Raw genomic sequence first — 13,636 nt, forward strand, 5'->3', positions numbered from 1 at the left:
AGCCGCAGCTCTTCTACCGAAAACAGGTGGTCAATTTATAGCGAAATCACCTGGTCAATTTGCTCCGAAATGCAGTGGTCAGCTTGTAGCGAAATGGAGTGGTCAATATCAGCGAAATCTCCAGTTTATACCAAGTACGTGCCTGGCACAGCAGTTTACCGGCTTTCATCCGGCTGGTTCCTATGGTGCTTTCCCACAGGTCGCCGCCAGCTCTCAGCATTGCCCTTTTAGGGCTTTGCTTGACGACATAAAAAAGCCTCCCTAAGAATAAGGAGGCTAAATAAGAACAATTCAGAAAAACTTAAATCACTTCTATGATTGCAAATGCGTTATACGCACCATTATTTAATGAATACTGCACGCCGTTTACTTCCTGGTAAAACGAGATTTGCAGGAAATACAACTTAATACCTGTGCCGGTAGGAGTTGCAGCCGGAGTAAGCGTTACCGTGCCGGAGGTCATATCAATAGGCAGGTTTTCTACCTGTGTGTACTCCACCTCGCTTGTGCCTAAGTCAAAGTCAATGATTGCAAATGCACCCTGCAAGCTTACATGCGTAGCTCCGGAAGGAAATGCAACGTCATTTGCCGGAACAAAATCGGTAATCTTGATAACGCCGGTGGCAGTTGTTACAGCATACGGCTTGTACAGCACTGCACCAAGTATAGAATTAATGTTGAAATTAAAATCTTTCAACAGTGCTTTACCGGCAGCAGTACCCAAACCAACATCAACAGACCTTTCACCTCGCACGCTTGTAGTGTCCAGGTTCTTTACTTGCGCCATAGTTTGCGTTACGCGCGATGTTACGCGGTTATCTGCCTAAGTAGCAGCCATTACACGTATGGCATCACGCAACAGCTTACCAGCCGCCGCAGCATTGCCAAATTCATATCCATTTTCACGTGTACGCGCAAATGCCGGATCATTGGCAATCCTATCGCCGCTTACACCACTTTTTGTTTTCACAAGATGCCCGTCCTGTGTTTTGTAGAAGGTCATGTCCTGCAATGTTCCTTCTATCTTCAAAATACCATTTAACCTTGCCATTGTTATTTTATTTTTGAGTTAGTAAATAGTTTGTACACCCTTTGCAATATTTAGCCCTGTTGCGCTCATTATAAGACCTGTACAGCCACGGCGGGCACACATGGTTAACACCGCAAGCCCACAGCCCTGAATGCGTCATAATCGCCTCATTCATCAGGTTATCCAGCATTGTTTCAGTGTCGTAGGCTATGTAATGCCAAGCCCAGCCATTGCGGATTAATAAGCTGTCTAACCGTTTACCGTCCAGCTTTACACTTACCAGTACACGCCCATACAAGTCCTTACCCACACTGTCATATTCAACCGCTTTACCTGTAAGAAGCTGATTAACGCACTGGTAAGCAGTAAAGCCAAAAGCTTGTTTCATTTCCGGCGCATCCACTTTAGTCAACCGCACAGTAAACACCCTTGCACCACTCCTGAAAACATAGGTATCACCATCTTTCACCCGCACTACTCTCGCTGTACTTTGCGCCAGTGCAGGCGTACAATTTGAGAACATTAGAATGAGATAGTAAACAATGTATTTCAGTCGCATACTATAAAACTAAAACAGCTTACAGAGTAAAGAACAACAGGCATTTACAAGCAGGTCATTCGTGCCGATTATTCCATATACAACGCATTATTCCTGTCATTACATTTAGTAAATTTGTACTGCTTCAGTATAACTAAAGTATACCTGAAGTATAGATAGAGTATTAAACTATATAGAGATGGAAAGATTATGTATATATCCTAAAGATGTACAGGTTATAACCGGCAGAAGTGAAAGGTATGGGCGTAATGTTATAAAGAAAATAAGAGAGCAATTAAACAAGCAAACTCACCAGTTTATTACGATTGAGGAGTTTTGCGATTACACCGGCTTGTGTGTAACCACCGTAAAGCAAACATTACGTAATTAGTATAGCTAAAAACTAAAAGCCAGGAACAAGCGCCAGAACTTTAATAAATTTTATACTGCAAGTAATCTAAGTTACAAATTTTAGATACCTTTGCCACGCAAAACAGTAAAGGTCTTTACATAGCATCACTGCATTAAACAAGAGAGAACAACAAGAGAACAAAAGGTTTTGATTTGTTGAAATGCTTATCTGGTAAAGCTTGTAATTATAGGTTCAAGAGCCTCTCTCTCCGCTGAGTATAAAAAAATCCCTGTACTATTTTTTGCAGGGATTGCTTGTTTTTTAGCAACCTCACCATTCTTTCTGTTCTTTATAATAGAAGCGTTCATATTGGCACATAAGTTTTAGCAGTATAATCCGTACTACTTTTTGTACTTTTTCGCCCTATCATACATCCCGGAACTGATTATGGAGAAAGCAAAAGAGGAAGTGCAGGAAAAAGCTATGGAAAACAGCCGATAAACGCCGTAAAATATGGACGCAGCCGAATACAAGCACGTAGTATTGAGCTTAATTTTCTTTAAATACATCTCCGCAGCTTTAAAAATCTCTACCAAAAGCTGATAGCCCAGTAAAGCAAGGGCGCAACCCACCCACTATTGGCAAGGATGTGGAAGATGGAACGGATACCATTAGAAAAAATGATTTATCACTAAGTGGCGTATTACCGCTATAAGTATTAGAGATGAAAGCTAATTTCCTATTTTTTCTTTGGTTAATTCATTATTGATTGTCCGGTAAATATGGAGCGGATTTTCATTTTTTAGTTCATCCGGCAGCAAATGATTAGGCCAGTTTTGATAAGCTACCGGTCTTACAAAACGTTTGATGCCATCGGCACCAACGGAGGTAAACCGTGCATCGGTAGTTGCAGGAAACGGACCACCGTGCTGCATGCTTAAGCAAACTTCCACACCTGTTGGCACACCATTCAGTATCATTCTGCCACAACGGTTTTTAATCGCTTCTATCATTTCCGCCTGCTCTGATAGCTCCATTTCCGTTGCCATAATAGTGCAGGTTAGCTGACCTTCCAGATGTTTTGCTATTGCTGTCATTTCCGTGATATCCTGGCATCTAACCACCAGCGTGTAGGGACCAAATACTTCCTGCTGCAACAATTCGTTGCTGAGAAAAGTTTTGCCGGTAACCGTTGCAATTATTGCAGCACCACAGTGATCGCTTGAAGGCAGTTCGGCTTCTGCAATGACCGTCACATTTTCCTGTTCCAAAGCTTTAGCCCTTTTTTCCGCATAGGCTTTGGCAATGCCCGGATGCAGCATTTTAGACGGAGCAATTCCCTTTATTTCATTGCCCATAGCTGAAATAAAATCCTGAAGCTCATCTCCTTCAATTCCGAGTATCAACCCAGGATTGGTACAAAATTGTCCAACACCAAGTGTAACGGATGATACCAGCAACTTTGCCAGGTCAACAGTTGATGTTTTTAATTTATGGGGCAACAGAAATACGGGGTTGATGCTGCCCATTTCCGCAAAAACAGGAATAGGTTCTTTCCGCTGATTGCCCCAATCAAATAACTGCTTGCCGCCAATATAAGAGCCGGTAAAACTAACTGCTTTTGTAAGGGGGTGTTTTACAAGGGCTTCACCTACCCCGAAGGAAGCGCCGTAAACATGTGTAAATATTCCATCGGGCATCTTGCATTCTGCTGCTGCCTGCATAATCAAATCTGCCACAAGGGTAGAGGTTTGTGCGTGGCCGGGATGTGCTTTCACAATCACCGGGCAACCAGCTGCAAACGCACACGCGGTATCGCCACCAGCAGTAGAAAAAGCAAAGGGGAAATTGCTGGCTCCAAACACTACCACCGGACCCAAAGGAACCAGCATCTTTCGGATGTCTGGCTTTTGTGGATTACTATCAGAATGTGCGGTATCAATTCTTGCTTCCAGCCAATCTCCCCGCTCACAAGCATCGGCATAACTGTTTAGTTGAAACACAGTCCTTGCTTTTTCGCCTTTCAGTCTTCCTTCTGGAAGGCTGGTTTCTTCCATGGCTGTTTTGATCAGTTCATCACTGCTGTTTTGGAGTGCCCGGGCGATGGCTCTCATGAAATCGGCACGCTGCTTTATAGAAAATTTACTGTATTGGTGAAAAGCTTTCCATGACTTTTGCAGGACTTCGTCAATTACTTCCAATGGTGTATCCTCTAACATAATTTGGATTTAAAAAGTGCTGAATTTATTCGCTACGAAATTAGCTTGCCCAATGGTTAAAAACCACACCTCTTTTAACCAACAACATTCACCAGTTCACCAATTCCATCAATGGAAATTTTGATCTCATCATCAGACTGCAAGGTGAAATCGTGCTCTGGCACAATACCTGTTCCTGTCATGATAAGACAGCCATGCGGGAAAGTGCATTCACGAAAAACAAACGACACCAGTTCTTCAGGTGTTCGCTTCATCTGGCTGATAGCAATATGTCCTTCAAATACTTTTTCTGCATTCCGGGTGATCTGGAGATGAATGTTCGTGTTTTTATCTAAAGGCTGCCCGGTCACATACACGCAGGGACCTACAGCCGCGCAAGCATCATAGGTTTTAGCCTGGGGCAGATACAGGGGGTTTTCACCTTCAATGCTGCGGCTGCTCATGTCGTTCCCAATGGTATAGCCAACAATTTTTCCGGAAGAGGCCACCACCAATGTTAGCTCAGGTTCCGGAACATCCCATGTAGAATCTTTCCGGATTCTTACTTTTTCATTCGGACCTACTACCCGGTATGGTGTGGATTTGAAAAAGACCTCCGGTCTTTCGGCTTCGTACACCCTTGCATAAAAATCGCCGCCGCCGGCATCTTTACTTTCTTCCTGTCTGCCTATTTTGCTGCGCAGATAAGTAACTCCGCAGGCCCATATCTCCTGGCTGCCAACCGGCGCCAGTACACCATCCATTAGTTTGTTTTCATCAGGAGATTGGGTAGCTATTATATTTTGTACCTTTTGAAAAAGATGATCATCATTAATAAATTCATCCCAGTTTTTATTTTTCAGCGAAAAAAACTGGTTGTCTTGCTCTACTACAATTGCTTCTTTTGTTTTGTATATTTTCATGGTTTCTATTTTAAAGTTGCCTGCCTTTCACGGTAAGGGTATAGTTGTGCGGAGAAATCTTTGATAACAAGAGGCAGCATTTTTTCACCTACATGAATAAAATGCTGCCCCAATATTTAATCTTGACTGCTATTCAGCATCGGGACTCCTGGAACAATAATCGTTGGCAAATCTAAACTACTCCTTATTCAACAATTTTTATTTGTCCCACCAAACTCTTGTACTCAATACATCCGGCCCCTGCTTGTCAATCGCTTCATTAACATTGGTGCCGTTGACAGACAATTCAGAGGTAGGATAGGTTAGCCTCCTGATAAAAGTGCCTTGGGGAACATCAGGGTTGTTCGGCTGCCCGTATGGGTTAGGTGCCAGTGCAGGATAACCACTTCTTCTGAAGTTGGCAAAAGCTTCAGGTCCATTCAAAAAAGAAGCAATCCAGTATTGGGTATTGATTTGTTCTAATTCTCTGCCAGCTTCCAGCGGATGGCTGGCTACATAGGTCTCTCTGTCCGCTTCAGCAACCGCTGAACCCAAATCGTAGGTGGCCATCTGATCCATATTCGCTCTGATTCCATCTGCAAAATATTGCGCGGCATCGCCACTAATCCAGCCTCTGTAACTCGCTTCAGCCAGCAACAGTTGTGTCTGGGCTGCTGTAACAAAAAATATGGGCGCTGTATTTTTTGCCATTCTTCTTCTATCTAACTGGCTGTAGTCATAAAAACTGGCAAGCCCGTCAGCTGTGGCCTTTGCTCCAATGGTTCCATTATCATATCCCATAGGCATTCCTATCTGGGCGGTCGGATCTGTTGTGGCAATGTCAGGTGTTTGCTCTGGTCCTGAAGTGGCTCCTACATAGCGTACAGCAATAGAAGATAACCGTGGATCATTGTTGTTTTTTAACGTGTCCACAAATGCCTCAACGAGGTAAAAGTTAGCGGCTTCTGTTCCATTCAGCATGTTTCCGATTGGTGACGTGTAATTGGCGTCATGCCTCATCATGGCATTATCCTCATTCTGTAAGATAACACCTCCGTTAAAAGCTGCTTGCACGGTTGTTTGTGCTTTTGCAGGATCTACTTTACTTAAGCGCATGCCTGCTCTGAGTAATAAAGAATAGCCAAACTTTTTCCATTGCGCAATATTCCCGGCGTATAAAATATCTGATGCTTCTACGGTGCCGGATTCACTTAATGCGGCAGACGCATCAGTTAGCTCCTGAATGATACTTGGATAGATGTCCTCCTGTTGGTCGTATTTCGGAAAAAGCACCGCATCGGTTAAGCCGGCGCCACCTTCCGAATAAGGGATAGCTCCATATTCATCAGTAAGGATCATAAAGGCGTATGACTGCCATATACGAGCCATGTTGTACAAATTGCTTCTGGCAGGATCATCTTTTGTCCGTGCAATGGCATCATGCGTGTACTTAATAACATTTTGATAATAAGTGGCCCATAACGGTGCATTGGTTACATCGCGGCTGTCCTGATTAAAATTGGCTCCTGCCAATACACCACCATTGGGTGTAACCAATTGCTGTACAATTCCCATATCATACACCACTGTTTTTGTGGGATAGGAAGTGTTAATGATGGCATTGTTCAACAAAAGCGCCGGATCGAGTGAGGTAGGATTTACCCTGTTTATATTGATTTCTTCCAAGCCTTTGGTACACGAAACGGCCGTTAATATTAATAGGAACAAGGCTAGCAAACTATAATTGAATATCTTCTTCATAAGTGGTTGCATTAAAATTTAATATTTAAGTTAACACCTAAACTCCTGGTGGTTGGTAAACCTGGAGATTCCAGCCCTACCATGGCATCGGTACCGTAGCCAGCAGATTCCGGATCAATGTTGTCTATCCATTTCTTAATAATTAAAACATTGAAGGCTACAAAATCAACCTTAAGTCCTTTAATCGGCCATTTAGCAGAAAGCATCCTGGTAAAATCATATCCTAAACTAATCTGGCGCAGCTTCCAATAGCCACCATTATAAACAATTGGTTCAACAATTTGTTGCGAGCGGAGGTGCTCCCAATAAGTTTGCACCGGCGCAACCGCTGTATTTGTTTGACCGTCAGCAGTCACACCTTTACCTATAACACCACCTTCCCTTCCTTCGAGTGTCATTTTATGCAGGCCATGCCGCACGGCATTGAAGTTGGTACCGGAAAGCATTTTATTGCCCAATTTGTAGTCAATTAAAACGGAGAGATTAATGCCTTTGTATGAGAAGGCATTTAAAAAGCCGCCGGTCCATTTAGGTAAACCGCTGCCAAACAAGATAAAATCTGCTGTTCTTTGCGGTAATCCGTTTGATTGGAAGATCATATTGCCTTTGGCATCCCTGGCATAACCATAACCTGCAATTTGCCCCATTTCCTCACCTACCACCAGTCTTACTTCTCCGTTAAATGGATGGGTGCCTGTAGTAAACTTTTCCCCCGGTACATCGGTAGTCAATCTGTTTACTCTGGTGATGTTATAAGCAGTGTTGGCTGTAAAGTCCCATCTGAAATTTTTACTTTGAATAAGTCCGAGATTCAGCAAGGCTTCAAAGCCTTTATTCTGGCTTTCGCCGCTGTTGATCAGGGTGCTGGTAAAACCGGAAGCATCTGAAATCTGTACGGCAACAATTTGATCTAACGTTATCTTCTTGTAAACAGCACCATCAAAATGAACTCTCTGGTTAAACATCGTTAATTCAAGCCCTGCTTCAGTTTCCTTGATCCGCATGGGTTTTAAATTTTTGTTGGGCAAAGCAGCTCCGCTGCTTCCCACTGTAACAGCTGTACCCAGCGGGTTGTTAATGGTGTTGGCATTAACGTTATAAAACAACTGGTCGGCATAAGCATTCACATCAGCATCACTACCTACCTCAGCGTATCCTAATCTCACTTTACCAAAGTTGAGCCATGGCAATGCGCCACGCAACGACTCGCTAAAGACATAAGAGCCGGAAACCGAAGGATAAAAAATACCATTGTTTTCTTTTGATAAAGTAGAGAACCAATCTTCTCTGATGGTACCCGTCAGATACAATGTTCTTTTCCAGGAAAGATCAGTGGAGCCATAAAGCGAGTTAACCTTTTTTTCATCAATAGTGTAAACAGGGTTTTTTGCCCGCCCATTCTGTACCGTATAAAGCCCTCTTACCACAAAGTCTGTTACCTGAACATTATTGATGTCAAAACGCCTGTGCATTTGGTTACCACCGGCTGTAAGGGTTACATCAAAATCTCCAAAGGTTTTGTTAGCACTGGTGAGGAAGTCTAAATTGGTTTCTCTGAAACGACGGTTTTCCTGTGTATAGACCCCATTGAAAAATCCGGCTTGAGCAGGTGTTCTGGACGCCTGACCGGTTGGAAAATTGTTCACCTCTTCATCGCGGGAATAGTAATCTTGTCCTAAACGTCCCTGAATCCACCACCACGGAAGAATGTTATATTTAGCAGATACATTGCCGAAGATCCTGTCTCTTTTAATGGTATGAAACTGTTCTGCTAATACAAAGTACGGGTTTGTGCGATTCTTAAACCGTGACCAAACATATTCATTTCCATCTGCATCATATTTGTTTGCGTCTAAAACACTTAAAGGCATCGAGTTGGCTAAGGACATTAATGTTGTGGGAATAGAATTGTCCTGGTTTGCGATGTTTGGCGGGTTTTCATTCCTTTCGTTTGAATAATTGATATTTCCCGAAACGCTTAACTGCTCCGAAAGGTTGTAATTAAAGCCAAGATTCAACAATTTGCGGTTGAATTTGTTGTTAGGCATGATACCCGTGTTGTCCGTATTGTTCAGCGAGAAATGCAAACCTCCCTTTTCGCCTGTTGCGTCCACTGCCACGGTGTTCGAGAAATTTTGCCCGTGCCTGTAAAATTCTTTAATACGGCTGCCTTGTGGTACATAAGGAACCACCACGCTATCAAACAACACTTGTGTCATTCCCGGTTGAAATTTTTCACCAAAAGACCATTCGCCCGAAGTGGGGTTGGGTGTGGTAGGGCGCACACCGTTTTCTCCCTGTCCATACACCATTTGATAATCGGTAAAATCCAAAGGCGTTTCATTGGTATAATTTGAATTGAGGGTTACGCCAATGCCTTTGCCCTTACCTCTTGTTTTTGTGGTAATCATGATTACCCCATTTTGTGCACGATAACCATATAGAGCAGCAGCAGGTGCGCCTTTCAAAACAGTCATGCTTTCGATGTCATCGGGATTGATGCTCGATAAACCATCACCGCCATCGGCGTAAACACCGCCGCCCGTTACCCCAACCGTATTACTGTTATAACTGGTGTTATCAACAGGAACGCCGTTGATAACAATCAGCGGGCTGCCGCCGCCATTGATAGAAGATTGGCCGCGAATGCGGATTTTAGAAGATCCTCCCGGACCCGTACCCAGCGAGGTAATGTTTACACCCGCTACTTTACCTTCCAGGGAGTTCATAGGGTTGGGGGTGCGGTTAGTGGTAAGTTCTTCCGGTTTTACGCTGGTAACCGAATAGCCCAATCCTCTGGATTGCTTGGTAATACCTAAGGCGGTTACCACTACCCCCTGCAGGCTTTGCGAAGAAGGCTGTAAGGTAACGTTTACCTGTTGCTGTCCCTTAACCGGCACTTCACTGGTGGTATAGCCCACATAGCTAAAGACCAATGTAGCAGTTGGTGCAGCCTTGATGCTGTATTGTCCTTGCGCATCGGTGGTGGTGCCACCTGTACTACCTTTTACAACAACAGAAACGCCGGTGAGGCTTTTCCCGCCTTCATCCGTTACCGTTCCGGTAACTGTTTGTGCATGGGCGTTGATAAAAAAAGAAAAAAACAAAAAAGAAAGCAGTAGTTTGATGAAGCGTGTTCGTAAACACGGCCTGACGTTTTTTTTCATAATAGCAAGTTGTTTAGAGAAGTGATAGAATGCAGATCGTTCTAAAGCAGTACTAATTTATAAACTTAACCAAAATAAGTACAGGCGGAAACAAAAAATTTCAATATAAAACAGCATTGAATTTTATACCTGCCAATCCTATAGTGGAATTGTTTTTTATAAACGAAAACTTAGAATCATTAAACAAAAAAAGGCACACCTGGTATAGCATATTTCTTCATACCTTTCTCATTGATCTCCACTCCAATGCCGGGTTTTTCAGAAACTGTAATAAAACTGTCTTTTACCCATTCGCCATCATAATGTATGATTTCCCTGAACATCGGATCTGTATGAAAATAGGACTGCCATTCCAGTATCAAAAAGTTAGGCACGGCGGCACAAACGTGTGCCGATGCCATGCATCCGAGAAAGGAAGCCACCATGTGCGGCGCAAACGGCGTATAATACAGGTTAGCCAGGTTGGCAATACGTTGCCCTTCGCCAAGCCCACCACATTTTTGCAGATCGGGCATCACAATGTCCACGGCGCCTATTTCCAGCATTCTTCTAAAACCATAAGCCAAATATTGGTTTTCACCGGCTGCAATAGGCGTTGTGGTACCTTCAGATACCAGTTTATAGGCTTCAACATTTTCAGCCGGCACAGGTTCTTCCAGCCATAAGAGATTCAACGGTTCCAGTCGTTTAGCTACTGCCTGCCCGGTTACCAGATCGTAGCGGCCATGCATATCCACCAGGATATCAATTGTTGGTCCCACTGCTTCGCGGGCTGCTGCAATCTGATCGTACATGCGTTGCAATTCAGCCGGGCTTGCCGTCCAGTTGTACATGTCATATTTATTGGGATCATTGGCCTGGTCAAGGTCAAATTTCATAGCATTAAAGCCCATGTTTTTTGCCCGCGTGGCAGCTTCGGCAAAGTCTTTTGGTTGCGGCAAATTGCGCTGGTACAAAGCGGTATCACTATACACACGGATTTTATCACGGAACTTTCCGCCCAGCAACTGGTACACCGGCACGTTCAAAGCCTTGCCGGCAAGGTCCCATAAAGCGATTTCAATGGCCGATAGCACCGCTACGTACATGCCAGACTGTGCACCCTGAAAGAAGCCTGATTTCCGGATGTATTCAAACAAACGGTTAGGATTTAAAGGGTTTTGTCCTTTTAACCGGCGTTCAAAATCTTTTACAAGATAATAGGTGCCAGGAATGGCATCTACCCCTTCGCCACATCCCCAGATGTCTTGATTGGTATATATTTTCACAAACAAGCTGCCTTTGATATAGCCGCATTTAATCTCGGTGATCTTGAGGTCGGAAGGAGGTGATGGCATGTGTCTGTGCTCCAACTTTTGTTCGTATTCACGACCAAAACCGGCGACAGCAGCAAACGGTGTCATAGCGGCAGCAATGGCCGCTTTGGAGATAAAAGAGCGTCTTGAATTTGTCATTAATATAAAGTTTTATAGGTGATTACCAGGTGCGTTCTTTAAGCAATTCCTGAATTTGTTCTTTAGGAACAGGTAATTCGTTAATGTGATCGTTGAGCCAGCCGGAGAAATCCTTTTCAATGTCATCCGACCATTTTGCATCAATCTGCCCGGCGGTGTACTTACCTTCCCGCAGGCGCTGATGACCAAATAAATCGCGCAGCCGTACAATCTCAGAAGTTTTTACCACTTTTTCTGCCAAATGCGGCGGAATAAAAACAACCACGCCTTCTTTGCCCAGTACTACATCTCCCGGCATTACGGTTACATTGCGAATACGGGTGGGTTGATTAATGCCAATGATCATCGTGTTTAAATCGCCGGGCGGATTGTGATAGGATGGGTCATAGCTGGTGTAAAATGAGGTGAAGCCACCAATTTCTTTCAGTCCTTCTATATCCCGCAAGGCGCCATCGTAAACAATGCCGTTTCCTGTTTTGGAGTAAATAGCATTGCCCACATTGTCGCCAATCGTAGGACCATTTCTGTGCGCACCAAACTGATCGGCTACGTACACATCGCCTTTCACCAACAGATCAACGGCCCAGGTATTTTGTCCTCTTTTGCCCGCTTTTTTCCCACGGTCGTCAATAGCTTTCCACACATCGGGGCGGGCAGGCATAAAGGTGGTGGTCACTGCCCTTCCCACCAACACGCTATCAGGATTGATCATTTTCCAGTCTTCTGCTACCTGGTAGCCATAACCCGCATTTTTCAACACTGCCCATACTTCTTCCACACTCACTGCTTTCATACGTTTAAGAATATCATCGGGCACTTTTGGTCTGCCATCGGCAAAGCGTTCCCCCTTCCATTCGGGAGTTAAAAAAATCAATTCTTCTTTTGAGATTTGCTGGCTTTTTAATGGTTGATAAAAAGCAAAACCCATCAGCAGGAGCAAAACAACTTTTCGTTTGAACATGTGATTTAAAGTTTAGAATAGTTATAAATTCTAGGTGCCTCTTAACTTATCGGCGCGGTATTTATTTCAGGCTTTTCTTCTTTTGTTGGCGCCGTATTTTCTTCAGGCAAACGGTTGTGCCACCAGCTTGATAAAAAAGAACCTGTTACATTCATCATCGGACCAAAAATGGCTGGCGCCAGCCCGGCAGTTGCCAGCTTACCCATAGTTAAGGCAAGCCCCGAAGCCAGCCCTGCGTTTTGCATGCCCACTTCCAGTGCAATTGTTCGGCAATCTTTTTCTGAGAATTTCAGGAGGCGTCCGGACCAATAGCCCAGAAAGTAACCGGCAATATTGTGAATAAAGGTGGCAAGCACCAGTAAAACACCAACCTGGAGTAAATTATCCCTGCCGGCGGCGGTGATCACCACAAGGATCAGGGCAATGCCAGCCATAGAAAGGATGGGCATGGCTTTGTCGAGCCAGTTAAATTTTCCACGCATGAGATAATGAAAAACCAGCCCGCCTACGATGGGAATAATCACAATCTTTGTGATATCCCACATCATGTCTAAAAAATGTACGTCCACAAAGTTGCCACCCAGTAAACGCATGAGCAACGGTGTTAGAAAGGGTGCAAGCAATGTGGAGACGGTGGTTACCGAAACAGAAAGTGCAAGGTTGGCCCTTGCGAGATAACACATTACGTTGGAAGCTAAGCCACTGGGACAGCAACCCACGAGAATAATTCCTGCTGCGATCTCACTGGGAAAATTGAATAAGCTGGCTACTGCAAAACCAACCAGAGGCATAATGGTATAATGACAAACAATACCTACAATAATGCCTTTTGGCATGCGCAATACCTGGGCAAAATCTTTCAGGCTCAATTCGGTTCCCATACCAAACATGATGATCTGTAGCAGGGGAACGATCAGTGCTGAAAGTTTAAAGTTTCCAATAGTTTTAAAATATTGCGGATAATACATGGCAACACTTACCACACCCAATATAATTACAGTGTACGACAGCCCCCTGAGCATTTTATTGCCGCGGAAAGCAATAGCGAGATTAACAAAAAACAGCATCAGCAACCAACCTGAAAATTGATGGAGACTGCTGATGGTCATCACTACATAAACGAGCAAAAGAACCGCTGCCAGAAAATAGAAAAAAGAATAAACAGAACGCTTTGCTGTTGCCATAAACAGATTTTATTTTTAAAAGAAGAAATTAAACGGCTATAGTGATGTATCGGCCCTGTGGTTTTGGCATAAATAACATTGCAAATGTT

Annotated in this window: 12 protein-coding genes; 2 read left to right on the top strand and 10 right to left on the bottom strand. The window is 43.9% G+C overall.

The features are described 5' to 3' along the window. A partial coding sequence (locus FC093_RS24075) for a hypothetical protein (RefSeq protein ID WP_206106587.1) occupies positions 1–265 on the top strand: 265 nt, incomplete at its 5' end. 36 nt (positions 266–301) lie between these two features. Here FC093_RS24075 and FC093_RS24080 read toward each other — a convergent pair. Genes FC093_RS24080 through FC093_RS15450 form a run of 3 tightly spaced genes read right to left on the bottom strand, consistent with a single transcriptional unit; the run spans position 302 to position 1,553 of the window. Continuing rightward, a complete protein-coding gene (locus FC093_RS24080; RefSeq protein WP_206106588.1) occupies positions 302–787 on the bottom strand; it encodes a hypothetical protein in 486 nt (161 codons plus the stop codon). A 36-nt stretch (positions 788–823) separates the two neighbouring features. Next, positions 824–1,051, bottom strand: a complete 228-nt coding sequence (locus tag FC093_RS24085; protein ID WP_206106589.1) for a hypothetical protein — start codon at positions 1,049–1,051, stop codon at positions 824–826. Positions 1,052–1,058: 7 nt separating this feature from the next. Next, positions 1,059–1,553: a thermonuclease family protein gene (locus tag FC093_RS15450; protein ID WP_206106590.1), complete on the bottom strand. Its 495-nt coding sequence runs from the start codon at positions 1,551–1,553 to the stop codon at positions 1,059–1,061. A gap of 214 nt (positions 1,554–1,767) precedes the next feature. Here FC093_RS15450 and FC093_RS15455 point away from each other — a divergent pair, with 214 nt between their 5' ends. Next, positions 1,768–1,959 (top strand): hypothetical protein, encoded by a 192-nt coding sequence (locus FC093_RS15455; RefSeq protein WP_206106591.1) that lies wholly within the window; start codon positions 1,768–1,770, stop codon positions 1,957–1,959. A gap of 692 nt (positions 1,960–2,651) precedes the next feature. Here the strand turns inward: FC093_RS15455 and FC093_RS15465 are convergent. From FC093_RS15465 to FC093_RS15495, 7 genes are all read right to left on the bottom strand, one after another. Continuing rightward, positions 2,652–4,139, bottom strand: coding sequence for an aldehyde dehydrogenase (NADP(+)) (locus FC093_RS15465; RefSeq protein ID WP_137262712.1), 1,488 nt, complete (start codon positions 4,137–4,139; stop codon positions 2,652–2,654). A gap of 74 nt (positions 4,140–4,213) precedes the next feature. Further along, positions 4,214–5,041 carry a fumarylacetoacetate hydrolase family protein gene (locus FC093_RS15470; RefSeq protein ID WP_137262713.1) on the bottom strand — a complete coding sequence of 276 codons (828 nt, stop codon included), beginning with the start codon at positions 5,039–5,041 and terminating at the stop codon, positions 4,214–4,216. Positions 5,042–5,239: 198 nt separating this feature from the next. Beyond that, positions 5,240–6,781 (bottom strand): SusD/RagB family nutrient-binding outer membrane lipoprotein, encoded by a 1,542-nt coding sequence (locus tag FC093_RS15475; RefSeq protein WP_137262714.1) that lies wholly within the window; start codon positions 6,779–6,781, stop codon positions 5,240–5,242. An 11-nt stretch (positions 6,782–6,792) separates the two neighbouring features. After that, positions 6,793–9,948 carry a SusC/RagA family TonB-linked outer membrane protein gene (locus FC093_RS15480; protein WP_137262715.1) on the bottom strand — a complete coding sequence of 1,052 codons (3,156 nt, stop codon included), beginning with the start codon at positions 9,946–9,948 and terminating at the stop codon, positions 6,793–6,795. A gap of 179 nt (positions 9,949–10,127) precedes the next feature. Beyond that, complete coding sequence (locus FC093_RS15485; protein WP_137262716.1) at positions 10,128–11,402, bottom strand: mandelate racemase/muconate lactonizing enzyme family protein; 1,275 nt, start codon at positions 11,400–11,402, stop codon at positions 10,128–10,130. Between the two features lie 22 nt (positions 11,403–11,424). After that, a complete protein-coding gene (locus FC093_RS15490) occupies positions 11,425–12,363 on the bottom strand; it encodes an RraA family protein (protein WP_137262717.1) in 939 nt (312 codons plus the stop codon). A 41-nt stretch (positions 12,364–12,404) separates the two neighbouring features. Then, positions 12,405–13,547, bottom strand: coding sequence for a bile acid:sodium symporter family protein (locus tag FC093_RS15495; protein WP_137262718.1), 1,143 nt, complete (start codon positions 13,545–13,547; stop codon positions 12,405–12,407). Positions 13,548–13,636 lie beyond the last annotated feature (89 nt).

Source organism: Ilyomonas limi (assembly GCF_005233845.1).
GTDB classification, from domain to species: domain Bacteria; phylum Bacteroidota; class Bacteroidia; order Chitinophagales; family Chitinophagaceae; genus Ilyomonas; species Ilyomonas limi.

Coding starts and splice junctions, on each gene's coding strand:
- FC093_RS15475 (WP_137262714.1), bottom strand. CDS start 6,781: ATGAAGAAGATATTCAATTATAGTTTGCTAGCCTTGTTCCTATTAATA.
- FC093_RS15480 (WP_137262715.1), bottom strand. CDS start 9,948: ATGAAAAAAAACGTCAGGCCGTGTTTACGAACACGCTTCATCAAACTA.
- FC093_RS15490 (WP_137262717.1), bottom strand. CDS start 12,363: ATGTTCAAACGAAAAGTTGTTTTGCTCCTGCTGATGGGTTTTGCTTTT.
- FC093_RS15450 (WP_206106590.1), bottom strand. CDS start 1,553: ATGTTCTCAAATTGTACGCCTGCACTGGCGCAAAGTACAGCGAGAGTA.
- FC093_RS15465 (WP_137262712.1), bottom strand. CDS start 4,139: ATGTTAGAGGATACACCATTGGAAGTAATTGACGAAGTCCTGCAAAAG.
- FC093_RS15455 (WP_206106591.1), top strand. CDS start 1,768: ATGGAAAGATTATGTATATATCCTAAAGATGTACAGGTTATAACCGGC.
- FC093_RS15470 (WP_137262713.1), bottom strand. CDS start 5,041: ATGAAAATATACAAAACAAAAGAAGCAATTGTAGTAGAGCAAGACAAC.
- FC093_RS15495 (WP_137262718.1), bottom strand. CDS start 13,547: ATGGCAACAGCAAAGCGTTCTGTTTATTCTTTTTTCTATTTTCTGGCA.
- FC093_RS24080 (WP_206106588.1), bottom strand. CDS start 787: ATGGCGCAAGTAAAGAACCTGGACACTACAAGCGTGCGAGGTGAAAGG.
- FC093_RS15485 (WP_137262716.1), bottom strand. CDS start 11,402: ATGACAAATTCAAGACGCTCTTTTATCTCCAAAGCGGCCATTGCTGCC.
- FC093_RS24085 (WP_206106589.1), bottom strand. CDS start 1,051: ATGGCAAGGTTAAATGGTATTTTGAAGATAGAAGGAACATTGCAGGAC.